The following is a 21,029-nucleotide window of genomic DNA, read 5'->3' as shown; positions in this document are numbered from 1 at the left end:
TAGTGATGAGCGGCCAGTGCGTGACGACAAGGGACTTCGATGGCAGCAGCCAGGAAACACACTGATGACGGCCTCTTCGCGGTGACCGGCGAGGGCCGCGCCGTGTCGTTGTTCCGCCTGGTGCTGGGTTTCATGGCGGTGGTGATGCTGGCGTTCGTGCTGATCGAGGGCTGGCGGATCTGGCGCGATTACCGGCAGGCGTTCGGCGACGCCGAGAACGCGGTCACCAACCTGGCCCGAGCTACGGCCCAGCACGCCGAGGACGCCATCCGCCAGGTGGACGCGATCACCGCCGTCCTGGCCGAGCGCCTGGAAGGCGATGGCTTTGCCCACGTCGATCGACCGCGCCTGCACGCCCTGCTCAAGCAACAGGCGCAGATAATGCCGCAGTTGCACGGCCTGTTCGTTTATGGCGCCGATGGCAGCTGGATCGTCACCGACAAGGATGCCGTGCCGCCGGGGGCCAACAACGCCGACCGCGACTATTTCCTCTACCACCAGACCCATGCCGACCGCCAGGTGCGCATCGGCTCGGTGGTGCGCAGCCGTTCCACGGGCGACCTGATCATCCCCATCTCGCGGCGTCTGGACCTGCCCGATGGACGCTTCGCCGGGGTGCTGCTGGGCACCATCAAGGTCGACTGGTTCGTGCGCTATTACGGCGACTTCAAGATCGATGAGCGTGGCGCCCTGGTTCTGGCCAAGCGTGACGGCACCATCCTCGTGCGCCGGCCCTTCGTCGAGCAGGTCATCGGCCGCAGCCTGGCGGGCAGCGAGATCTTCCGACACTACCTGCCCTACGCCAATGAAGGGGTGACCGAGGCAGTGGCGGTGGTTGATGGCACGACGCGGTTGTATGCGTTCCGCGCGCTGTCCAGTTACCCGCTGGTGGTGCAGGCGGGCTTGTCCCTCGAGTCGATTGTCGGGCCCTGGCGGCGTGACATGATCAAATCGTTGGCGGTGCTGGTTCTGCTGCTGGTCGGCCTGGCCGGCTTCGGCTGGATTGTCCTGCGCCAGTTGCGCGAGCGCATCGCCATCGAGCGCGCGCTGCACCAGGCCCACCAGACCCTCAAGGCGCTGGCCCTGAGCGACAGCCTGACCGGACTGGGCAACCGTCGACGGCTGGACGCGGTGTTCGAGCCGGAGATCCGCCGGGCGCGGCGCCAGGGCCGGCCGCTGGCCCTGGTCATGCTCGACCTGGACTACTTCAAGGCCTACAACGACCGCTACGGCCACCCGGCGGGCGACCAGTGCCTGCGGCGTTTCGCCGAGCTGCTACGTCAGGCGCTCAAGCGCCCCGCAGACCTGGCGGTGCGCTATGGCGGCGAGGAGTTCACCCTGTTGTTGCCCGATACCGATGTCCAGGGTGCCAGCCAGATCGTCCAGGAGATCCTGCAGCTGTTGCGCCGGCTGGCCATCGAGCATGCCGGCAGCCCGTTGGGGCATGTCACGGCCAGTGCCGGTATCGCGGTGGGCGCGCCGACGCTGGAGACGGTGACCCCGGAGAACCTGATGGCAGCGGCGGATGCGGCGCTGTATGCAGCTAAGCGCCAGGGGCGGGATCGCTACTGCCTGGCGGGCAGTGTGGAGCAGCATCCGGCGCATTGAGGCCCCAGGGATCATTTAGCCATCACCAGCGTTGCGCGCCCATGCCAGGATCCCCCCCTTAGGCGTTACTCCACCTCGACCACCACCCCATCACGGCCAAGCCGATAACGCTGCAGGTCCCGGGCCAGGGTCAGGTGCCCGTTGTAGTGCGCTTGCGCCTCCTCGCGCACTTCCTCGATGGAGCCGCCGCGCCCGCCGCCGGATTGGTAGCGGGCGCTGAAATGCGTCAGCACCAGGTTCCTGACACCCGCCGTTTCGGCGAAGCGCGCCACCGCGGCGGCGGTGCTGTGGCCGAAGGTGGCCTGGGTACGTTCGACCACCGGCTGGGTGAAGGTGGCCTCATGCACCAGCACATCCACGTTCGCCGCCAGCGTGCTCAATAGCTCCGGGCGGTCGTTGTCGCCGCAGACGATGATCCGCTGCGCCGGGCGTGTCGGTTGCAGGTAAGTCTGCGGATCGAGCTGGCGCCCCTCGTGCTCGACAGTCCTGCCACGGGCCAGTTGCCCCCACATCGGCCCGGCGGGGATGCCGTCGGCCTGCAGGCGCTGGGTGTCCAGCCGGGGCTCGGGGTCACGTTCCTCGAACACGAAACCGTAGGACGGCACCCGATGCGACAGCTCGACCACGCCGATCTGCATATTGCCATGTTCCAGCCCGGTGAAGGTCTCGACCGGCTGCATCTGCAACTCGAAGGGCAGGTAGGTATCGCTGACCGCCAGGCTCTGGCTCACCCAGGTCTGCAGGTCGGCCGGCAGCACCAGTTGCAACGGCTCCTTGCGCCCTGACATGCCAGCGCTGGCCAGCAGCCCCGGCAACCCGAAGCAGTGGTCGCCGTGCACATGGGTGATGAGGATGGCGCGCAGGTCGCGCACCGACAGCGGGCTGTGCAGCAGCTGGTGCTGGGTGCCTTCGCCGCAATCGACCAGGTACCACCCAGTGCCGGATGCCTCGATGACCGCAGTCGCACTGACGTTGCGGGCCTTGGTGGGCACACCGGAGGAGGTGCCCAGAAACTGCAGGTCCATTGCCTGACTCCTTGATTCGATGTTGTTGCGACCCCGCAGGGCGGGGCGCGCGGAGGCTAGCATGGCACTGTCGCAGGGGCCAGTACGCTCCCAACATCGAGCTTACGAGCTACCAAGCCGGACTAGTAGACACCGCCCTGGGCGCTGGTAGCGGCCCCTTCCTTGAACTTGCCCGCCAACGTCTGCAAGCCGCGCATCAGCACCGTGGTGTCGACCCCCACAGCGACGAACGCCGCCCCTAGCTCGATATACCGGCGCGCCAGCGCTTCGTCGGCACTGAGGATCCCCGCCGCCTTGCCAGCACGGCCGATGCGCACGATGGCATCGTCGATGGCCGCCTGTACTTCGGGATGCCCCGGGTCGCCCCGGTGGCCCATGTCGGCGCTGAGGTCGGCGGGGCCGATGAACACGCCATCGACACCTTCGACGGCGCAGATCGCGTCGAGGTTGGCCAGGCCTTCGCGGTTCTCCACCTGTACCAGCAGGCACATCTGTTCGTCAGCCTGGTCCAGGTAGCCGGGCAGGCTGTTCCAGCGCGATGCTCGTGCCAGCGCGCTACCTACGCCGCGCACTCCGTGGGGCGGGTAGCGCATCGCACGCACCAACTGGCGTGCCTGCTCGGCGCTTTCGACCATGGGCACCAGCAGGGTCTGCGCGCCGATATCCAGCAATTGCTTGATCAGCGCGGTGTCGCCGATCACCGGGCGCACGATCGGCTGAGCCGGGTAGGGCGCCACCGCCTGTAACTGGCCGAGCAGGCCACGCAGGTCGTTGGGCGCGTGCTCACCGTCGAGCAGCAGCCAGTCGAAGCCGGCGTTGGCCGCCAGTTCCGCGCAGTACGGATCGGCCAGGCCGAGCCACAGGCCGATCTGCGCCTGGCCCGTGCGCAGGCGTTGCTTGAAGGTATTGATGGGCATGTCCATGGTGGATCCTCAGACGAATCGGCAGGCGATCGAGCCAAGCTGGTCGTAGTCGACGTGGAAGGTGTCGCCGGGGCGGGCGGCTACTGGGCGGGTGAACGAACCGCCGAGAATGATCTGGCCGGTCTCCAGCCCCACGTCGTACGGCGCCAGTTTGTTGGCCAGCCAGGCGACGCCCTTGGCCGGGTGGTTGAGCACCGCCGCCGACACGCCGGACTCCTCGATCACGCCGTTGCGGTACAGCACCGCCGGCACCTTGCGCAGGTCGACGTCGCCCGGGCGCACCGCGCGACCGCCCATGACCACGCCGGCGTTGGCTGCGTTGTCGGAGATGGTGTCGAACACCTTGCGGGTCACGCCGCTGTGCGGGTCGACCTGCTGGATGCGCGCATCAATGATCTCCAGGGCCGGAATCACCCATTCGGTGGCGTCGAGCACGTCGAACAGGGTCACGTTCGGCCCCTTGAGTGGCTTGCCGAGGATGAACGCCAGCTCCACCTCGACCCGGGGCACGATGAAGCGCTCGAAGGGAATGTCGCTGCCTTCGTCGAACAGCATGTCGTCGAGCAGCGCACCGTAGTCCGGTTCGGTGATGTTCGAGGAAACTTGCATGGCCCTGGATGTCAGGCCGATCTTGTGGCCGACCAGCTTGCGGCCACCCTCGATCTTGCGTGCCACCCAGGCGCGCTGTATGGCGTAGGCGTCCTCGATGCTGATCGAGGGGTGTTCCAAGGAGAACTGGCCGACCTGTTCGCGGGTGCGTTCGGCCTGGTCTAGACGGGCGGCGGCTTGCTGGATGATGCGGGCGTCGAGCATGGAGACCTCAGGGCTGACGGGTGAACAGGGGATGCAGGCTGCTGTGCTTGGCGTCGTACACCTGTGCCTGGCTCTCATCGATCTGCAGGGTCACGCCGACCGGGCGACGTCCCAGCAGCGCGTCCAGGTGCTGGCGCAAGACAGCCAGCAGCGCATCGCCGACCTGCCGGTGCACCGTGGCGCTGCGGCCGCTGCCCATGCGCAGGTTGGCGTAGACGAAACCGTAGTCGCCATGACCATCGGCGATCGCGGCATGGGCTGCCGGGTAGGCCAGCACGCGGGTGCCGCCTGTGGGGAACACCTGGCGATCATGTTCGTCGCGCTGGGCGAGCATGCAGTCGGCCAGGGCGCGGCACAGGCCGGGCATATCGGCGTCGGCTTCGATATCCGGGCTATAGAGCAGGACCAGATGGGGCATGGGGGGCTCCTTACAGGCGGCTTGTGGAGGTGATCCCAGCCGGGTTCGAGGCCTGGGCTGCGGGGATCGCGCGGCCTTCCTGCGGGGTAACCGGGAAGATCGCGTTGATCTGGCCGGTACCGGAAGAACCGAAGTACGGTGTCACCACCTCGGCCTTGCCGTCGTATCCCGACCAGCCGAGCGCACCGAGCAACATGGCGGTGTCGTGCATGAAGCCTTCGCCATGGCCCTTGACCGCATACTCGGGCAGCATCGCGCAGAAGTCGGCCCAGTCGCCGTCCTGCCACATGCGCACCACGCGGTGGTCGAGGGTTTCCAGGAACGGGCTCCAGACCTTGGTGGCAAAGTCCGGGGCCTGGCCGTTCTGGGCAAAACGGTGTGACAGCGAGCCGCTGGCGAGGAAAGCCACGGTGCCGTCGTAGTGGTCCTCGACCGCCTTGCGCATGGCCCAGCCCAGGCGCGCGCTGTCGTTGAGGTAGTGTGAGGTGCACAGGGCCGAGACCGAGATCACCTTGAAGTGGCGGTCGGCGTTCATGTAGCGCATCGGCACCAGGGTGCCGTATTCCGGGGCCAGGGTGGTGGCGTCGTGGGCCATGGTCTCCACGCCCAGTCGATTGCATTCTTGCGCGAGGATTCGCCCCAGCTCGGGGTTGCCGGGGAAGCCGTAGTTCATGTTGGCGATGAAGTGCGGCAGTTCGTTGCTGGTGTACAGGCCTTCGAAGTGCGCGGCGCAGTTGATGTGGTAGTTGGCGTTGACCAGCCAGTGGGTGTCGAACACGACGATGGTGTCCACGCCCAGTTCGCGGCAGCGCCGGCCGATCTCGTGGTGCCCGTCGATGGCCGCCTGGCGAAAGCCCTGGCGCGGGCCGGGCAGTTCGGACAGGTACATCGAGGGCACATGGGTGATCTTGGCGGCGAGAGCGAGTTTGCCCATGGTATGTCTCCTGTTGAAGGTTGTTGTTTTTGGTGTCCATGGCAAGGGCTGCGCAGCAGCCCCGTTCTACACGCCCCAGCGCGGAATGTGATGGCTACCCATGGATATACACACGTTCTTGATCTCGGCGAAGACCTCGAAGCTGTATTGCCCACCCTCGCGCCCGATGCCCGAGCCTTTCACCCCGCCGAACGGTTGGCGCAGGTCACGCACGTTCTGGCTGTTGATGAACACCATGCCCGCCTCGATACCGCGGGCCAGGCGGTGGGCCTTGCCGATGTCCTGGGTCCAGATGTACGACGCCAGGCCGTATTCGGTGTCGTTGGCCAGTTGCAGCGCCTCGGCCTCGTCCTTGAACGGGATCAGGCAGACCACCGGGCCAAAGATCTCTTCCTGGGCGATGCGCATCGTGTTGCTCACGTCAGCGAACACCGTCGGCTGGATGAACTGCCCCTTGGCCAGGTGCGCTGGCAGCCCGGCTGGACGCTCCAGGCCACCGGCCACCAGGCGTGCGCCTTCCTCGAGGCCGATGCGGATATAGCCGGTGACCTTGTCGTAGTGCTGCTGGGTGATCATCGAGCCCACCTGGGTCTTCGGATCGGTCGGGTCGCCGACGATCAGGCGCTTGGCGCGGGCGGCGAACTCGGCGACGAACTGCGGGTACACGCTTTCCTGGATGAAGATGCGGCTGCCGGCGGTGCAGCGCTCGCCGTTGAGCGAGAAGATGGTGAACAGCGCGGCGTCCAGGGCTCGGTCCAGGTCGGCGTCTTCGAAGACCAGCACTGGCGACTTGCCGCCCAGTTCCATGGAGTACTTCTTAAGGCCCGCCGTCTGCATGATCTTGCGGCCGGTGGCGGTGCCGCCGGTGAACGAGATGGCGCGCACGTCCGGGTGGCGCACCAGGGCATCGCCGGCGGTGGCGCCGTAGCCCTGGATGACGTTGAGCACGCCATGGGGGATGCCGGCCTCGACTGCCAGGCGGCCCAACTCATTGGCGGTCAGCGGCGACAGCTCGCTCATCTTCAGCACCGCGGTGTTGCCCAGCGCCAGGCACGGCGCGGTTTTCCAGGTGGCGGTCATGAACGGCACGTTCCAGGGCGACACCAGCCCGCATACGCCCACCGGCTGGTACAGGGTGTAGTTGAGCATCTGGTCGTCCACCGGGTAGGTGTGCCCGTCCATGCGCGTGCACACCTCGGCGAAGAAGTCGAAGTTGTGCGATGCGCGGGGAATCAGCACGTTGCGCGTCTGGTGGATCGGCAGGCCGGTGTCCAGGGTCTCCAGTTCGGCCAGCTGCGGTACGTTCTGCTCGATCAGCTCGCCCAGGCGGCGCATCAGGCGGGCGCGTTCCTTGGCCGGGGTGTTGGCCCATTTCGGGAAGGCCTCTTTTGCCGCAGCCACGGCCTGGGCGACTTCCTCGGCGCCGCCGCTGGCGACTTCGCCGATGGCTTCACCGGTGGCCGGGTTGTAGTTGATGAACGTGTCGCGGCTCTCGACTTCACGGCCGTTGATCCAGTGCTTGATCATGCTGTTGCCTCGTGTGCTTTGTGGGCGAAGAACTCGGCTTCGCTGACGATTCGGTTGACCAGGCGGCCGACCCCTTGCACCTCCACCACCACTTCGTCGCCGGGGACCACGTCGGCCAGGCCTTCCGGGGTGCCGGTGGCGATCATGTCGCCGGGCTGCAGGGTCATGAAGCTGGAGAAGTATTCGATCAGGTAGGGGATGTCGAAGATCATGTCGGCGGTGCTGCCTTGCTGTTTCAGCTCGCCGTTGATCCAGGTGCGCAGCGTCAGGTTCGACGGATCCGGCACGTCGGCGACGTCGACGATCCACGGGCCTACCGGGGTGGTGGCGTCGCGATTCTTCACCCGCAGGTTGGGGCGGTAGTAGTTTTCCAGGTAGTCACGGATGGCGTAGTCGTTGCAAACGGTGTAGCCGGCCACGTAGTCGAGGGCGTCCTCGCGCCTGACGTTGCGCGCCGGCTTGCCGATCACCGCCACCAGCTCGCACTCGTAGTGCATGTACTTGACGTTGTCCGGGCGCCAGGTCACCTGCTCGTGCCCGGTGTAGGTGCCCGGCGACTTGATGAACGCCAGCGGTTCGGTGGGCGGGGTGAAGGCCAGCTCGGCGGCGTGGTCGGCATAGTTCAGGCCCAGGGCGAACATGTTGCCGGTGGCCGGTGGCAGCCAGGTAACCTGGTCGGCCTGGACCAGGCGACCATCGGCCAGGCGCAGTTGCTGGTCGTCCTCGACGGTGACCTGATGGACCTGGCCATCGAACTGGATACGGGCGTGCTTCATGGGGCGAGTCCTTGTTCGGCGACGATGGGGTTGGTCAGCTGGCCAAGGCCGTCGATCTCGACCGTCACCCGGTCGCCGGGCAGTACATCGACGCGGCCTTCGGGGGTGCCGGTGATCAGCACGTCGCCGGCATGCAGGGTCATGAACTCGCTGATCTCGGCGATCAGCCGGGCCACGCCGCGCACGCAGTTGGCGGTGTTGTTGTGCTGGCGCAACTCGCCGTTGACCCACAGGCGGATGCCCAGCGCGTCGGGGTTGTCGACCTGCGCGGCTGGCACCAGCTGCGGGCCGATGGCGCAGAAGCCGTCGCGGCACTTGGCCTTTACCGCCGGGCGGTAGTAGCTGTCCTCGGGCAGGCTGAACTCGTTGACGATGGTGTAGCCGGCCACATGCGCGAGGGCGTCGTCGATGCTGACGCGGCTGGCGTCCTTGCCGATCACCACGCCCAGCGCGGGGCCGGGTTGCAGGCGCTCGACTGCCGAGGGGTAGGTTACCGGCTGGGCATGCCCGTTGCGGGTGTTCGGGGTCTTGATGAACAGCACCGGCTTGACCGGCGGCTGCTGGTACGGCGCTTCATGGAAGGATGCCAGATGCTGCTGCAGCAGGCCCTGGTAGTTCAGGGCGACGCCGAACAAGCTGCCGTTGGCGACCTCGTGCAAGGCACGGCTCATGCTTTTCTCCTGCGCTTCGTGGTGTTTTTGTTAATGTGTTAACGTTATATTTAATATGTTAACGATCGTCAAGGCGTCTACCGCTGGCTAGTGGTGCTACGATGATTTCCCCGGCGCGTTTCACCGCTGCGAGAACAACAATGAAAGAACGACAGCCGATCCCCAATATCAACATCGGTCAGGTCTATGACCAGCGCTACAGCGACAGCGAGGTGCACTACGACCGCCTGGGCAACCTGGCCGGTTTTTTCGGTCGCAACATGCCAGTGCACCGCCACGACCGCTTCTTCCAGGTGCACTACGTCAAGACCGGCAGTGTGCGGGTGTACCTGGACGAACAGCGCTACCACGAGTCCGGGCCGATGTTCTTCCTCACCCCGCCGACCATTCCCCATGCCTTCGTCACCGAGGCCGACGCCGACGGCCATGTGCTGACCGTGCGCCAGCAACTGGTCTGGCAACTGCTGCAGGCCGAGCCCGGGCTGGCGTTGGGACCGCGGCTGCAACCGGCCTGCGTTGCACTGGGGCACCTGCAGGGCGCGGCGGCCGGCGAGGTACGGCGCCTGGAGCAGCTGTTCGACCTGCTTGGCGACGAAATCGGCCATGGCCAGGCCGGGCAGGGCACCGCCGTGCAGGACCTGGCGCGGCTGGTGATGATCAGCCTGCTGCGCCTGGGCGCCAATTCGCTGGAGGCAACGCCCGCGCGGCACGAGGACTTGCAGTTGTTCCATCGCTTCAACGAGCTGATCGAGCGCCACTACCTCGACCACTGGACGCTGCCGGCCTACGCGGCGGCGCTGGGGGTGACCGAGGCGCGGCTGAATGATGTGTGCCGGCGCATGGCCGACCTGCCGTCCAAGCGCCTGGTGTTCGAACGGCTGATGCAGGAGGCGCGGCGGTTGCTGCTGTACACCGGCGGTTCGGCCAACGAGATCTGCTACCGGCTGGGGTTCAAGGATCCGGCGTATTTCAGCCGCTTCTTCCAGCGCCATGCGCAGATGACGCCGGGGGAGTACCGTCAGCGCCAGGCGGGATTGCGTTGACATGAGGCGATCAGCTCCGGGCTGCAGGCTTCACCTGATCGTGCAACGAAGGCGCTGCTTGGAAAATGCGCGTTTGCCGGGAGCGCTGGTACTTTTCACTGGGGCTGGACAGCACCGGTGAAAATGGTTTTCACTTTATTAATATCTTAATAAAACCAGCCGCTTATCCTGATGACCAATCCAAGACCTTCCCTGACGTTGACCCTGTTGCAGGCCCGCGAAGCGACCATGGCGTTCTTCCGCCCGGCCCTCAATGCCCACGACCTGACCGAGCAGCAGTGGCGGGTGATCCGCATCCTGCGCCAGCAGGGCGAGCTGGAAAGCCACCAGTTGGCGGACATGGCCTGCATCCTCAAACCGAGCATGAGCGGCGTCCTCAAGCGCCTGGAACGCGACGGCCTGGTAGGCCGTCGCAAGTCGCCGGAGGATCAGCGGCGGATATTCATCAGCCTGACCGTGCGTGGCCAGCAGGCATTCCTGGCCATGAGCGAGGAGATGGAGCGCAATTACCAGGAGATCCAGCGCCAGTTCGGCGAGGACAAGTTGGAGAAGTTGATGGAGTTGTTGAACGAGCTCAAGAAGGTCAGGCCCTGATGCCGCGAGCGCTGACCACCGCCATCGCGGGGCCCTTGAATCGTGTACAGGGTCCCCCTACAGACCGGCAAGATACAGCGAATCATCGAGAATCTTCAGCAACGAAGCCGCCCGCCGCGCATACACAGCCGGGTTCGCATACAGCAGCTCCACATGCAGGCTGTCGATGATCCCCAGGTACGCATCGCCATACAGTTCCAGCTTGTTGCCATCGCTGCGGGCCCAGGCGTGGCGCTCGCGCAGGGCCTGGCAGAAGCCCAGGCGGATCTGCTCCAGGTAGGCCTCGAAGCCGCCGGTGACAACCGAGCGGATCGGCGTCGGCGGCAGGAACGCCGTGCGCAGCACGAAGCGCAGGTTGGCCGAGGCGGCGTAGCGCTCGGCCAGGTGCAGCGGGTGCCAGTGCCCCGGCGCCTCGCGGCCCGCCGCCTCGTGGCCGAACCCTGCCTCGACGTAGGCGGTTTCGTCCGCCAGCGCCCGTTCGAAGGCGCGCACGAACAACGCATCCTTGTTGGCGAAATGGGCATAAAGCGATGCCTTGCGCATGCCCGCCAAGGCGGCGATCTCGCTCAATGACGAGCCGTCGTAGCCATGTTCGGCGAAATGCACGACGGCATGGTCGCAGATACGCGCGGCGGAAGGGGTCAGGGCTTTCAAGGCGGTCACTCCGGGTTGACGCTGGGGCAGGGCGAGGCGCTGATTGTCTTTGCCACGGCGGCGCGGGTCAAACCGACGATGATCAGGGCAGCGGCCGCCAACAGCCAGGCCCAGGCCAGCGGCCCCAGCGTTGCCAGGTGCCCGGCCAAGGGTGTAGCACTGGATGAAATCACCAGTTGCAGGGCACCAAGCAGGGCTGCGGTGGAGCCGACGTCACGTTGCTGCGACGACATCGCCAGGGCCATCAAGGTGGCCTCGCAAATGCCCAGGCCGAACAGCGCCAGCACGACGCCCGCCAGCAGCAGCGCCAGGCCCGCGCCGCTCAGCCCGGCAAGTACCGCCAGCAGCGCGCCGCCGCCCATGCACAGCGCGCCCCACCAGGCCACGCGAGCCACGCCGTGGCGCGTCACCCAGTAGCCGGACAGCGCCGCGCCGAGCAGGATGGCCACGCCGCAGGCCCCGAACAGCAGGCCGAAGTGGGCGCTGGAAAGGCCGAAATGCTGCTGGTACACGTAGGCGGAGCCGGCGATGTAGGCGAACAGGAAGAAGAACACCGCCGACAACGCCAGGGCCGGTCGCAGGAACGCGCCATCGGCGGCGATGCGCGCATAGGTGCGCCATGCGCGAGCCGGCGCCAGGCGTACCCGCTGCCCCGCCGGCAAGGTCTCGCCGAGCGTCAGCATCGAGTTGAACAAGGTCAGCAGGCCCAGACCGGCCAGCACCAGCATGATCGCCCGCCAACCATAGGCCGCGTCGATCATCCCGCCCAACGCCGGGGCGAGGATCGGCGCCAGGCCTTCGATGGTCATCAGCAGGGCGAAGATCTGCGCCGCCCGCGCGCCGTCGGCGCTATCGCGGACCATGCTCATGATCACCACCAACGTCAGCGCGCTGGCCAGGCCCTGGACCAGGCGTGCGATCAGCAACGCGTCCAGCGAGGGCGCGGCGGCCGCGCCGAGGGAGGCCAGGCTGAACACCATCAACCCCGCGAGCAGCGGGCGACGACGGCCCAGGGCGTCAACCAACGGGCCGAACAGCAACTGGCCGGCACCCATCGCCAGCAGGAACACGGTCAGGGTCAGCTGCACCTGGGTATAGCCGGTGGCGAAGTCGCGGGCCATTTCCGGCAGGCTGGCCAGGTACATGTCGATGGCCGAAGGGCCGAGGGCGCCGATCAGGGCAAGAGAGGCGGCGAAGCGCAGGTGGGAAGCAGGCATGACTGGGAAATCCGTTGACGAAAATGCACCTACCGACCGGTAGGTTGTGCGAATTATGCCAGAGTGCCTGAAGGGGTCAACCCTGCCCGCGTCCGCTTGCGTCCCAGATACAGGGCAGCGGCATGTTTAGCGCCACCGGTCCGATCGCCCCGGAATAATCCGAATCCCGCCTTATCGCCGTACTCCCAATCCTGTACGGCATGCAGCCGTGCATCCCTTAGCCACACGAGGTTTTGCAACCATGGCCAATAAAGACAGCAACATGACCGGTCGCCAGGACAGCAACAAGACCGGCAGCCAGGGTGGATCGAAGAACCCGGGCAACTTCGCCAACGACCGCGAGAAGGCCTCCGAAGCCGGCCGCAAGGGCGGTCAGAGCAGTGGCGGCGACCACCGTCAGACCGAGTCCGGCCGCAAGGGTGGCCGCACGTAAGTGAGGGCACGCGGTGCCGGGCTTGCCTGGCACCGCGCATACCCCACCCAGGAGGCGCCATGCGTGGCGACCGATGGCCTTGAGCATCGCTATCGGGCCCTGCTCAAGGGCCCTGATCCGCTAGGCGAGGCCTGGCTGCAGCAGCTGCTGCGCCAAGTGCGTACGCTTGCGGACGACCTGCCGGATGATCCCGGGCGATTGCTGGAATGGTCAGCCGCCCATGCCCAGCGGGTCGCCAGTGAACACATGGCTTATCTTGAACAACGGCGCCAGGGGCCGCGCGCCGCTACTTCACCAACCGGGCCCATGCCTTGTGGTTCCTGCAACAGGTTGCGCCGACCAAGGCGGTCGACGGCGCATGGTTGCACGGCGCCCTGTGCCATTGGCGGGAACCGCGTTTTCACGGGTTGATCCGCATCTTTCTCGAAGAACAGGGGGACGGCGATCCGCGCTGGCAGTGGGAGCAGGCCTTCGCGGCGGTTTGCGACAGTCGAACTGCGTATCTGCGATGGCTGCCCCCGGTTGGACGATGCCTTGGCCGTCGCCAGCCGCGAGATGCGCTGGGTCACCCAGGAAAACTATTGGCGTGCCCTGCGTCAGGGCCGCCTAGGCACCTTCATCGGCGTGTACGAGCAACAGCCGGTGAGCGCCGAAGGCTGGCTGACGCAACTGCAGTTGCAATGCCCGGCCGACACCGCCGATGCCGAACGCGCCTTCATCCAGGCCCGGCGCATCTTGCGCGACGGCACCAGTGCCGATCACCAGCTGTCGGTGCTCGGGACTCATTGAGTAAACCATTCGCTGGTCGCCAGCCTCGAAAGCTGTGTGCCCCACAATTCGACAACATGCAGCCAAAACAGAAGGAGCCCCACCCATGCCCGGCAAGCCCCAGGACCAATTCACCCTGCAAAATCCCCTGACCCAATATCCCCATCCGCCCTTTGCGGCCCAGGGCCAACCCGCCCCTGGCCTGGATGCCCACATGCAACCCAAGCCCGACCACGGTGAAGCCACCTATAAAGGCTTCGGCCGCCTGGTCGGTCGTCGCGCCCTGATCACCGGCGCCGACTCGGGAATCGGGCGCGCCGTGGCCATCGCCTTCGCCCGCGAGGGCGCCGACATCGCCCTCAACTACCTGCCCACGGAGGAGCGTGACGCCCGAGAAGTGGTCCAGCTGATCGAGGCCGAAGGGCGCAAGGCCGTGGCACTTCCTGGCGATCTCAAGGATCCGCGCTTCTGCAGCCAGTTGGTGGACCAGGCCCACGAACAGCTCGGCGGCCTGGACATCCTGGTCAACGTCGCCGGCAAGCAGGTGGCGCGCAAGGACATTGGCCAGATCACCCACGAGCAGTTCGATCACACCCTCAAGACCAACGTCTACGCGTTGTTCTGGTTGTGCCAGGCTGCCGTGCCGCTGATGCCGGCCGGAGCCACGATCATCAACACTGCCTCGATCCAGTCCTACCAGCCATCGGCGACGCTGCTCGACTACGCCACCACCAAGGCGGCGATCGTTGCCTTCACCAAGGCGCTGGCCAAGCAGGTGATCGAGCGCGGCATCCGCGTCAACGCAGTGGCGCCGGGCCCGATCTGGACCGTGTTGCAGCCCAGCGGCGGCCAACCGCCGGAGAAGATTCCCGACTTCGGTGGGCACACACCGATGAAACGTCCCGGCCAACCTGCCGAATGCGCGCCGCTGTATGTGCTGCTGGCCAGCCAGGAGTCGAGCTATATCACTGGGGAGGTATTCGGCGTCACGGGGGGGAATCCACTGCCGTAGGGCAAAGTCGAATAAACCTTGGCCGCGCCGCGCAGTCAGTCCTTGTAAGAGCCCCTATTCATGCGGGCCAGGGAGGTGGCTGATGAAACTCGTCTGCCTGTTGCGTGGCTGCCAATGGCGCAGTCTGTTGGTCCGTGAAATCGCCGGGCTCCATTGCCAGTGCTGCGAACGCTGCGGCGCGTTGCGCTACAGCCAGCCCGGCCAACCGTTCGACGCGTAGGAGCCGACCATGGCCCGGGCAATCTGGAAAGGCGCGATCAGCTTCGGCCTCGTGCACATCCCCGTCTCCCTCAATACCGCCGTGCGCAGCGAGCGGGTGGATTTCGACTGGCTCGACAAGCGCAGCATGGAACCGGTGGGTTACAAACGGGTGAACAAGGTCACCGGCAAGGAGATCGACAAGGAACACATCGTCAAGGGCGTGGAGTACGAGAAGGGTCGCTACGTGGTGATCAGCGAGGAGGAGATTCGCAAGGCCCGGCCCGAGGCGACCCAGACCATCAATATCTTCTCGTTCGTCGATGCCCGGGAGATACCGCTGCAACAGTTCGACACGCCTTATTACCTGAGCCCCGACCGCGGCGGCGGCAAGGTCTACGCCTTGTTGCGCGAGGCCCTGGAAAGTACCGGCAAGGTCGCCCTGGCCACCGTCGTGCTGCACACCCGCCAGCATCTGGCGCTGCTGCGCCCGCTGCAAGACGCGCTGGTGATGATTACCCTGCGCTGGCCCGAGGAGGTGCGAGGCCTGGCGTCGCTGGAACTGGACAAGAGCGTGACCGACAGCAAGCTGGACAAGCGCGAACTGGACATGGCCAGGAAGCTGGTGCAAGACATGAGCGGGCCATGGTCGCCCGACGAGTACCATGATGCCTTTCGCCAGACCATCCTCGAGCTGGTGCAAGAGAAGGCCAGCAAGGGCAAGATCGAGACCGTGGACAAAGGCGAGGGCGCGCCGGCGGAGAAGGGCGCGGACATCATCGACCTCACCGAGCTGCTCAAGCGCAGCCTGGGTGGCAAGACCAAGGCGAAGAAACCGGCGGCCAAGCGACCGCGCAAAGCATCTTAGCGCGGTTGCGCAGAGGTTACGGTAGTTGCCCCTCCAGCCCATTCAGGTAGTCGCCGAAGCCCTGGCGGGCGCGGCTGTCCCGGCGACTGCTGGTGGCCACGCTGTGCGCCGCCGTCCAGACAATCTGCGCGCCACTGGCCTCGAGGGCCAGCACCAGTTGCACATCTTCGTGGGCCGGCAATGGCTGGAATCCGCCAACGCGCTCATAGGCCTTGGCGCAGACGCCAAGGTTGGCGCCGTGAATATGCCGATGGCCGTCCCGGGCCTGGTAACGGCTGCGGTACAACTGGCGCAGAGCGGCGCCTTGCCAGGGTTGCCAGCGCTCGATGTGCACCGTGCCGCAGACCGCGTCGGCATGCCATTGCAGTTGCGACACCAGCCAGTGCACGGGTACGCGGCTGTCGGCATCGGTAAACGCCAGCCACTGGGCGCCGCGGTCGATCATCCATGCCGCGCCCAGGCGCCGGGCAATGCCGACGTTGCCGGCCTCCAACACCATGGTATGCACGCCATGGCGGCGGGCGATTCGCGCGCTGGCATCGACGCAGCGATCGAGGACCACCAGCACTTCGACCTCCAGGCCTGCCGCCTCGGCCCGCGCCACCGCCAGCTTGATGGCAGCGAGGCAGTGCCCGAGGCGGCGGGCCTCGTTGTGGGCCGGAATGATGACGGCGATCATGGGCAGGTCTCGTTCAGGTCCACGGCGCTGGGCTGGCACGACCAGTACTCGAGCAGGAAATCCGCCTCCTCGTGGCGCAGCAGCGGGTAAAGTGGCAGGTGTCGGGCCAGCAGGGCATGGACCTCGCCACCCTCCTGCGGGCAAGCGGTAATGGGATGGCGCCAGTGGCAGGCCAGCAGGCCGCCGTCATGGCTCAGGCTAGCCACCGATTGCTCGATCACCTGCAGCCACTCGGTGGGTGCCAGGTAGTAGCCGATCTCGCTGAGCACGATCAGGTCGAACTGTCCGCCCGGCCAGTCACCCGGGAGGTGGCCCTGTTCGACGCGGGCATGGCTCGCGCCCGCCAGCCGCTGGCGGGCCAGGGCCACGGCGGTGGGGTCGATGTCCTGGCACAGCAGCTCGGCGCAGCGCTCGGCCAGCAGGATGCTCAGTTCACCGTTGGCGCAGGCCGGCTCGAACACGCGCTCGTAGTATTGGCGGGGCAGGCTGGCCAGGGCCAGGTCGCGCTTGCGCCGTTCATACCAGCGGGTACGAAAGGCCCATGGGTCGTCGCTGTCGGCATACAGGTCGGCAAAATACTGCGCGTCGAGGCTCATGGCGACTCCATTGACAGGAAGACCAGTTCGAAGGGTTGCAGCAGGCAGGCCTGCAGGTGTTCGGGCAGTACCGGCGGATGGTCGCCATCGGGCTGCAACTGGCTGGCATGGGCGGCCAGGGCTTCGCGTTTGCGCGCCAGACGCGCCTCGTCGAGCGACAGGCGATGTGCCCGGGGCCACGGCAGCCTAGGATCGTCGGGTGCGGCCCAGTGCCAGGCCCAGACCGGCACCTCGGCCAGTTGCGCGCGACACGATTGCGCCGCCCTGGCGCAGGCGCGGCCGGCCGCTTCATGATCGCAGTGCCCATCACCCCGCCAGGTGGTCAGCAGCAGGTCGTCGGGCTGCAGCAATTGCTCCAGGTGCGCGACCAGGAACGCCTCATCGCGGGGCAGGGCGCCGTCCTTGAGGTTGAGCCGTCGCCATTCGACGCGGTTGAGGTCCAGCTCCAGCTTTTGCAGGGCATGGCGGCTCTCCAGAGGGCGCTGATGGCGCAGGCGGTGCTCGGTCCATTGGTTGGAGTGAGGATGGCTGGCCTCGCCGTTGGTGGCGGAAATCAGTACCAGGTCCTGTTCCCGGCCGTGGAAGCTGGCCAACAGACCGCCGGCCATGAGGATCTCGTCGTCCGGATGCGGCGCCAGCAGCACCAGGCGTCTGCCGGGCGGGCACAGTCGGTCGGGCGTCAGCCAGGTGGCACGGGCCAGGTACGCGGACTGTTGCCAGGCGCTCCAAGGCGTGCCGTGAGCGGCCTGGATCAGATTCTGGCTCATAGTTTCCATGCTCCTTCAGGCCTATCGGTCAGTTGCCGCCCCAGCTCGGTCAGGTCGCGTTCAGCGTGACTTTGCCGCAGGTATACCGGCAGGTCGGCGCTGAGCCGGGCGAAATGGCTGTTGCGACAGTACGGCGTTGCGCCCAATGCCCGGCCGACATGCTGGATGACCAACTCGACCGCCTGCTCGACCTGGGCGCGGGTGCGGCGTACCTCGTAACTGGCATCGTCGCCTGGGTGGCGGTCGATCCAGGCGGCGCATTCTCGCAGGGCGGCGCGGGCTCCGAACAAGGCCGCATCGACGGCGCCCAGGTGGGCGACGGCGTGTGGGTCGGGCCGGGGTTTGCGGCAGTGTTCGCGCAGGTAGTCCGCCAAGGCTGCGGCCGCGCCGTACCAGCAGGCGGCGATGCCCGCGCCCCCGTGCCAGAAACCTGGGCGGGACAGGTACTGGCCGGGCTCGCCGATGGCCAGCCCGGGCGAGTCGTCGAACACGATGGCGACACTGGCGGTGGCGGCCATGCCAACAGCCTGCCAGTGGTCGGCCTGGACACGCTGGCTCGGGTGGCCAAGCTCGATGGCCACCAGTTGAGGCTGGTCGTCTTGCCAGGCGGTCAGCAGCGCACGGTCGATCTGCAACGCTCCCGAACACCAGGCCTTGCGGCCTCGCAGGCGAACCTGCTCGGCGTTCCGTTCGACGATGAGGGCGCGGGCATCCGGCGGCTCCGCAGCCCACACGCCCCAGGTCCCTTCGCCGGCATGATGGGCTGCGCCGCATTCGGCAAGGATCGCCAGGGCGTCGGTATGGCCCTCGTAGAGTTTGGCCAGGCTGAGATCGCAAGCAGCGACCCGCGCCAGGGCCCGCCAGCGCTCCAGGGTCCGCCCCTGACCGGGCAAGGGGAGCAGGTCAAGGTGTTCGCGCTGCAGAGCCTGCAGCAGTTCCGGCAGCAAGGGTTCGAGTTCGAGGGGCTGCGCCCGGGTAGATAGCCGGTGTAGCAGTTGATCGAAGGGGGTCGGTTCCATCAGGCGATCCCCAATTGCTTGCGCATGCGCACGGTGATCGACTGGCGGGTTTTGGCCATGTCGGCCCACGGATCGTCCACCTCGGCAAGCCGGGCCTGGAGGTTGCCGATGTTCCATTGGTTCGCGCCTTTGAGTTGGGTCAGTTCCTCACGCCAGATCGGCACTGACACTGGCAGGCCCTCGCGGGCGCGCAGCGAATAGGCGGCGACGGTGGTGGCGCCCTTGCCATTGCGCAGGTAGTCGATGAAGATCCGCCCGACCCGGTTCTTTGGCCCGGACACGGCGCTGAGCCGATCAGGGAACAGGCCGGCCATGTGCTCGACCAAGGCATGGCTGAAGTCCTTCACTTCGTCCCAGCCGGCGCGCCGGGTCAACGGCACGACGAGGTGCATGCCCTTGCCGCCGCTGGTCTTGAGGAACACCTTCAGCCCCAGCTCATCGAGCAGGGTGAGGGTCAGTTGGGTGGCCTCGAGCATGGCTTTCCAGGGCAGTGCGGGATCCGGGTCGAGGTCGAGGACGAAGCGGTCGGGCTTGTCGAAGTCCTTGGTGGTGGCATTCCAGGTGTGCAATTCGAGCGTGTTCATCTGCACCGCGCCCAGCAGGCTGTCGGCGCGGTTGAGCACCATGGCCGCCTGGCCGGCCTGGGCCTTGCTGTAGCTGAGCACGTGGGGAATGTGCAGATGGCCGGCGTTCTTCTGGAAGAACAGCTCGCCGCCCAGGCCATCCGGTGCCCGGACCAGGGCGACAGGCCGATCCTTGAGCTGCGGCAGCAGCCGGTCGGCGACCTGGGCGTAGTACTGTGCGACCTGGCGCTTGGTGGCCCCGGTGGTCGCGTCGACCACGCGCTCGGGGTGGGTCAGGCGCAGGTTGCCCAGGCCCTCGGATCGTGTCTGTGCTGCGCGTTTGGCGGGCATCGCTCGCTCCAGGTCGATGGCGGTGGCGGGTTTGTCGTCGCGCAGACCGTGGAACACCGAATGGCGCACGATGCCTTCGCGGGTCATCTGGGCGTAGGCGACTTCCGCCAGCAGTTGCGGCTTGAGCCAATGCACGCCGCGGGCTTCGGCTCCGGTGGGGGGGCTGGCCAAGGGCGACTTGGCGGTCTGCAGCGGTTTCAGGCGAGCGAGGATGCTGTCCAGGGTGGCGGCGCTGAAGCCGGTGCCGACCTTGCCGGCGTAGCGCAGCTGGCCGCTGTCGTGGTCGTGCAGGGCCAGCAGCAGGGCGCCGAAACCGTGGCGGCTACCCTTTGGGTCGGTATAGCCGACGATCACGAATTCCTGGCGCTGCTTGCACTTGAGTTTGATCCAGTCGCTGCTGCGCCGGCCGACATAGGGGCTGTCGGCACGTTTGCCGATCAGCCCCTCGAGTTCCAGCTGGCAGGCGCTGTCGAGTAGCGAATCGATCGGCTCATTGAAATCGGCGGAGTACCTGAGCAGCGGCGAGGCGTGGTCATCCAGCAGCTTGGCCAGGGTGTTGCGACGTGCCTGTAGCGGCAGTTCGCGCAGGTCCTCATCGCCCAGCCAGGGCAGGTCGAACAGGTAGTAGGTGATGTGTTCGTCGCGCTCGGTGTCGAAGGCGTTCTGCAAGGCCTGGAAATCGGCCACGCCGTTGTCGTCGACCACCACCATCTCGCCGTCCAGCCATGCGGCATCGAGCCCCAGTGCCCTGAGCGCCTCGACCTGGCGGGGCATCTTCGTACTCCAGTCGTGGCCATTGCGGGTGAACAGGCGTATGTCGTCACCGTCGATGCGCGCCAGGATCCGGTAGCCATCGAATTTGACTTCGTAACGCCAGTCTCCGCTGGGCGGGGAGTCGACCAACGTGGCCAGCTGTGGCGTAAGAAGCGCCGGCAGGGACTTGCGACCGGCCTTGCGCTTGCGCGTGGAAGCGGTTGCCTTGGCCGGGCGCCGTGGTGGCAGGGTGCGGTCGCTCAGCACGCTGTCCGGCAGGGCGTCGACGATGCGGTAGTCGGTTTCGCTGCGCGCCTGTCCGTCATGGGACTTGACCAGCATCCACTGCTCTTTCTTGCCGGCCAGGTGGGTGCGGAACAGGTTCCAGATTCCAGATAGTTTTTCGCCCTGCAGGCGAAAGCGCAGCTTGCCCTTGGCATAGGCTTCATGCGGATCGCCCTCGGGCTCCCAGACACCCCGGTCCCAGACGATCACATCACCGGCGCCGTAATGGCCTTCGGGGATGTGCCCTTCGAAGTTGGCATAGTCCAGCGGGTGATCCTCCACGTGCACTGCCAGGCGCCGAACCTTGGGGTCGAGCGAGGGGCCCTTGGGGATCGCCCAGCTCTTGAGGGTGCCGTCGAGTTCCAGGCGGAAGTCGTAGTGCAGGTGGCTGGCATCGTGTTTCTGGATGCAGTACTGCAGCGCGTGCGCCGAGTGTGGCTTGGCGCGCTTGCCAGCCGGCTCGGGCGTGGCGTTGAAGTCGCGCTTGCGCTGGTACTCCTGCAGGGGCTTGGCCATGGCGGGCTCCGGGAGGGT

General features: G+C 66.5%; 22 protein-coding genes and 2 pseudogenes. 9 read left to right on the top strand and 15 right to left on the bottom strand.

What is annotated here, in order from left to right; all coding sequences use genetic code 11:
• Window positions 1-39 precede the first annotated feature (39 nt).
• Window positions 40-1,608, top strand: a complete 1,569-nt coding sequence (locus AC25ND_RS10040) for a sensor domain-containing diguanylate cyclase (RefSeq protein WP_028688931.1) — start codon at window positions 40-42, stop codon at window positions 1,606-1,608.
• A gap of 65 nt (window positions 1,609-1,673) precedes the next feature.
• On the opposite strand, the gene AC25ND_RS10035 is transcribed toward AC25ND_RS10040, so the two are convergent.
• The 8 genes from AC25ND_RS10035 to AC25ND_RS10000 form a co-directional block, all read right to left on the bottom strand.
• Window positions 1,674-2,633, bottom strand: a complete 960-nt coding sequence (locus tag AC25ND_RS10035) for a ribonuclease Z (RefSeq protein ID WP_236248073.1) — start codon at window positions 2,631-2,633, stop codon at window positions 1,674-1,676.
• A 122-nt stretch (window positions 2,634-2,755) separates the two neighbouring features.
• Entirely contained in the window at window positions 2,756-3,556 is an 801-nt protein-coding gene (gene hpaI / locus AC25ND_RS10030) for a 4-hydroxy-2-oxoheptanedioate aldolase (protein ID WP_069016726.1), read from the bottom strand.
• A gap of 9 nt (window positions 3,557-3,565) precedes the next feature.
• Window positions 3,566-4,369: a 2-oxo-hept-4-ene-1,7-dioate hydratase gene (gene hpaH, locus AC25ND_RS10025; RefSeq protein ID WP_028688928.1), complete on the bottom strand. Its 804-nt coding sequence runs from the start codon at window positions 4,367-4,369 to the stop codon at window positions 3,566-3,568.
• A gap of 7 nt (window positions 4,370-4,376) precedes the next feature.
• Window positions 4,377-4,787, bottom strand: a complete 411-nt coding sequence (locus tag AC25ND_RS10020; RefSeq protein WP_186597554.1) for a 5-carboxymethyl-2-hydroxymuconate isomerase — start codon at window positions 4,785-4,787, stop codon at window positions 4,377-4,379.
• A 10-nt stretch (window positions 4,788-4,797) separates the two neighbouring features.
• Window positions 4,798-5,721: a 3,4-dihydroxyphenylacetate 2,3-dioxygenase gene (hpaD, locus tag AC25ND_RS10015; protein WP_186597552.1), complete on the bottom strand. Its 924-nt coding sequence runs from the start codon at window positions 5,719-5,721 to the stop codon at window positions 4,798-4,800.
• A gap of 66 nt (window positions 5,722-5,787) precedes the next feature.
• The gene (gene hpaE / locus AC25ND_RS10010; RefSeq protein WP_486976281.1) at window positions 5,788-7,248 is read right to left on the bottom strand and encodes a 5-carboxymethyl-2-hydroxymuconate semialdehyde dehydrogenase; all 1,461 of its coding nucleotides are present in this window, start codon (window positions 7,246-7,248) and stop codon (window positions 5,788-5,790) included.
• Window positions 7,245-8,024, bottom strand: a complete 780-nt coding sequence (locus AC25ND_RS10005) for a fumarylacetoacetate hydrolase family protein (protein WP_069016722.1) — start codon at window positions 8,022-8,024, stop codon at window positions 7,245-7,247. The genes hpaE and AC25ND_RS10005 overlap by 4 nt, the downstream gene beginning before the upstream one ends.
• Window positions 8,021-8,695: a fumarylacetoacetate hydrolase family protein gene (locus tag AC25ND_RS10000; protein WP_062363223.1), complete on the bottom strand. Its 675-nt coding sequence runs from the start codon at window positions 8,693-8,695 to the stop codon at window positions 8,021-8,023. The genes AC25ND_RS10005 and AC25ND_RS10000 overlap by 4 nt, the downstream gene beginning before the upstream one ends.
• A 140-nt stretch (window positions 8,696-8,835) precedes the next feature.
• On the opposite strand from AC25ND_RS10000, the gene hpaA reads away from it, so the two are divergent.
• Both hpaA and hpaR read left to right on the top strand, forming a co-directional pair.
• Window positions 8,836-9,738, top strand: coding sequence for a 4-hydroxyphenylacetate catabolism regulatory protein HpaA (gene hpaA / locus AC25ND_RS09995; protein ID WP_028688922.1), 903 nt, complete (start codon window positions 8,836-8,838; stop codon window positions 9,736-9,738).
• A gap of 171 nt (window positions 9,739-9,909) precedes the next feature.
• Window positions 9,910-10,332 (top strand): homoprotocatechuate degradation operon regulator HpaR, encoded by a 423-nt coding sequence (gene hpaR / locus AC25ND_RS09990; protein ID WP_028688921.1) that lies wholly within the window; start codon window positions 9,910-9,912, stop codon window positions 10,330-10,332.
• A 57-nt stretch (window positions 10,333-10,389) separates the two neighbouring features.
• Here the strand turns inward: hpaR and AC25ND_RS09985 are convergent, their stop codons facing one another.
• Both AC25ND_RS09985 and AC25ND_RS09980 read right to left on the bottom strand, forming a co-directional pair.
• Window positions 10,390-10,986 (bottom strand): TetR/AcrR family transcriptional regulator, encoded by a 597-nt coding sequence (locus tag AC25ND_RS09985; protein WP_028688920.1) that lies wholly within the window; start codon window positions 10,984-10,986, stop codon window positions 10,390-10,392.
• Window positions 10,987-10,991: 5 nt separating this feature from the next.
• Window positions 10,992-12,203 carry a multidrug effflux MFS transporter gene (locus AC25ND_RS09980; RefSeq protein ID WP_186597546.1) on the bottom strand — a complete coding sequence of 404 codons (1,212 nt, stop codon included), beginning with the start codon at window positions 12,201-12,203 and terminating at the stop codon, window positions 10,992-10,994.
• Window positions 12,204-12,444: 241 nt separating this feature from the next.
• Here AC25ND_RS09980 and AC25ND_RS09975 point away from each other — a divergent pair, with 241 nt between their 5' ends.
• The 6 genes and pseudogenes from AC25ND_RS09975 to ku all read left to right on the top strand — a co-directional run bounded on the left by AC25ND_RS09975 (window position 12,445) and on the right by ku (window position 15,482).
• Entirely contained in the window at window positions 12,445-12,636 is a 192-nt protein-coding gene (locus AC25ND_RS09975; protein WP_028688918.1) for a con-10 family general stress protein, read from the top strand.
• A 63-nt stretch (window positions 12,637-12,699) separates the two neighbouring features.
• Window positions 12,700-13,088, top strand: a pseudogene (locus tag AC25ND_RS09970) (iron-containing redox enzyme family protein); the annotation flags it as partial.
• A gap of 13 nt (window positions 13,089-13,101) precedes the next feature.
• Window positions 13,102-13,413 (top strand): annotated as a pseudogene (locus tag AC25ND_RS09965) (carboxylate-amine ligase); the annotation flags it as partial.
• Between the two features lie 97 nt (window positions 13,414-13,510).
• Window positions 13,511-14,416 (top strand): SDR family oxidoreductase, encoded by a 906-nt coding sequence (locus tag AC25ND_RS09960; RefSeq protein WP_028688916.1) that lies wholly within the window; start codon window positions 13,511-13,513, stop codon window positions 14,414-14,416.
• An 82-nt stretch (window positions 14,417-14,498) separates the two neighbouring features.
• A complete protein-coding gene (locus AC25ND_RS09955) occupies window positions 14,499-14,636 on the top strand; it encodes a PSPA7_2676 family Cys-rich small protein (protein ID WP_175406180.1) in 138 nt (45 codons plus the stop codon).
• Window positions 14,637-14,645: 9 nt separating this feature from the next.
• Window positions 14,646-15,482 (top strand): non-homologous end joining protein Ku, encoded by an 837-nt coding sequence (ku, locus tag AC25ND_RS09950; RefSeq protein WP_028688915.1) that lies wholly within the window; start codon window positions 14,646-14,648, stop codon window positions 15,480-15,482.
• Between the two features lie 16 nt (window positions 15,483-15,498).
• Here ku and AC25ND_RS09945 read toward each other — a convergent pair whose 3' ends face one another.
• From AC25ND_RS09945 to ligD, 5 genes are read right to left on the bottom strand one after another with little or no spacing between them, the layout of a single operon-like run.
• Window positions 15,499-16,161, bottom strand: a complete 663-nt coding sequence (locus tag AC25ND_RS09945; RefSeq protein WP_069016719.1) for a glycosyltransferase — start codon at window positions 16,159-16,161, stop codon at window positions 15,499-15,501.
• A complete protein-coding gene (locus AC25ND_RS09940; RefSeq protein WP_186597542.1) occupies window positions 16,158-16,757 on the bottom strand; it encodes a class I SAM-dependent methyltransferase in 600 nt (199 codons plus the stop codon). The genes AC25ND_RS09945 and AC25ND_RS09940 overlap by 4 nt, the downstream gene beginning before the upstream one ends.
• Window positions 16,754-17,524, bottom strand: coding sequence for a PIG-L deacetylase family protein (locus AC25ND_RS09935; RefSeq protein WP_028688912.1), 771 nt, complete (start codon window positions 17,522-17,524; stop codon window positions 16,754-16,756). Before AC25ND_RS09935 ends, AC25ND_RS09940 begins: the two co-directional genes overlap by 4 nt.
• Complete coding sequence (locus tag AC25ND_RS09930) at window positions 17,521-18,543, bottom strand: acyl-CoA/acyl-ACP dehydrogenase (protein ID WP_062363235.1); 1,023 nt, start codon at window positions 18,541-18,543, stop codon at window positions 17,521-17,523. Before AC25ND_RS09930 ends, AC25ND_RS09935 begins: the two co-directional genes overlap by 4 nt.
• Entirely contained in the window at window positions 18,543-21,011 is a 2,469-nt protein-coding gene (gene ligD, locus AC25ND_RS09925; RefSeq protein WP_186597540.1) for a DNA ligase D, read from the bottom strand. Before ligD ends, AC25ND_RS09930 begins: the two co-directional genes overlap by 1 nt.
• Window positions 21,012-21,029 lie beyond the last annotated feature (18 nt).

This window comes from Pseudomonas sp. P110(2024) (assembly GCF_057480795.1).
This window is presented reverse-complemented; position numbering and strand designations above follow the sequence as displayed.

Excerpts from the sequence above, each read along its gene's own strand:
- AC25ND_RS10040 (WP_028688931.1), top strand. The coding sequence starts at position 40 with ATGGCAGCAGCCAGGAAACACACTGATGACGGCCTCTTCGCGGTGACC.
- AC25ND_RS10035 (WP_236248073.1), bottom strand. The coding sequence starts at position 2,633 with ATGGACCTGCAGTTTCTGGGCACCTCCTCCGGTGTGCCCACCAAGGCC.
- hpaI (WP_069016726.1), bottom strand. The coding sequence starts at position 3,556 with ATGGACATGCCCATCAATACCTTCAAGCAACGCCTGCGCACGGGCCAG.
- hpaH (WP_028688928.1), bottom strand. The coding sequence starts at position 4,369 with ATGCTCGACGCCCGCATCATCCAGCAAGCCGCCGCCCGTCTAGACCAG.
- AC25ND_RS10020 (WP_186597554.1), bottom strand. The coding sequence starts at position 4,787 with ATGCCCCATCTGGTCCTGCTCTATAGCCCGGATATCGAAGCCGACGCC.
- hpaD (WP_186597552.1), bottom strand. The coding sequence starts at position 5,721 with ATGGGCAAACTCGCTCTCGCCGCCAAGATCACCCATGTGCCCTCGATG.
- hpaE (WP_486976281.1), bottom strand. The coding sequence starts at position 7,248 with ATGATCAAGCACTGGATCAACGGCCGTGAAGTCGAGAGCCGCGACACG.
- AC25ND_RS10005 (WP_069016722.1), bottom strand. The coding sequence starts at position 8,024 with ATGAAGCACGCCCGTATCCAGTTCGATGGCCAGGTCCATCAGGTCACC.
- AC25ND_RS10000 (WP_062363223.1), bottom strand. The coding sequence starts at position 8,695 with ATGAGCCGTGCCTTGCACGAGGTCGCCAACGGCAGCTTGTTCGGCGTC.
- hpaA (WP_028688922.1), top strand. The coding sequence starts at position 8,836 with ATGAAAGAACGACAGCCGATCCCCAATATCAACATCGGTCAGGTCTAT.
- hpaR (WP_028688921.1), top strand. The coding sequence starts at position 9,910 with ATGACCAATCCAAGACCTTCCCTGACGTTGACCCTGTTGCAGGCCCGC.
- AC25ND_RS09980 (WP_186597546.1), bottom strand. The coding sequence starts at position 12,203 with ATGCCTGCTTCCCACCTGCGCTTCGCCGCCTCTCTTGCCCTGATCGGC.
- AC25ND_RS09975 (WP_028688918.1), top strand. The coding sequence starts at position 12,445 with ATGGCCAATAAAGACAGCAACATGACCGGTCGCCAGGACAGCAACAAG.
- AC25ND_RS09960 (WP_028688916.1), top strand. The coding sequence starts at position 13,511 with ATGCCCGGCAAGCCCCAGGACCAATTCACCCTGCAAAATCCCCTGACC.
- AC25ND_RS09955 (WP_175406180.1), top strand. The coding sequence starts at position 14,499 with ATGAAACTCGTCTGCCTGTTGCGTGGCTGCCAATGGCGCAGTCTGTTG.
- ku (WP_028688915.1), top strand. The coding sequence starts at position 14,646 with ATGGCCCGGGCAATCTGGAAAGGCGCGATCAGCTTCGGCCTCGTGCAC.
- AC25ND_RS09945 (WP_069016719.1), bottom strand. The coding sequence starts at position 16,161 with ATGATCGCCGTCATCATTCCGGCCCACAACGAGGCCCGCCGCCTCGGG.
- AC25ND_RS09940 (WP_186597542.1), bottom strand. The coding sequence starts at position 16,757 with ATGAGCCTCGACGCGCAGTATTTTGCCGACCTGTATGCCGACAGCGAC.
- AC25ND_RS09935 (WP_028688912.1), bottom strand. The coding sequence starts at position 17,524 with ATGAGCCAGAATCTGATCCAGGCCGCTCACGGCACGCCTTGGAGCGCC.
- AC25ND_RS09930 (WP_062363235.1), bottom strand. The coding sequence starts at position 18,543 with ATGGAACCGACCCCCTTCGATCAACTGCTACACCGGCTATCTACCCGG.
- ligD (WP_186597540.1), bottom strand. The coding sequence starts at position 21,011 with ATGGCCAAGCCCCTGCAGGAGTACCAGCGCAAGCGCGACTTCAACGCC.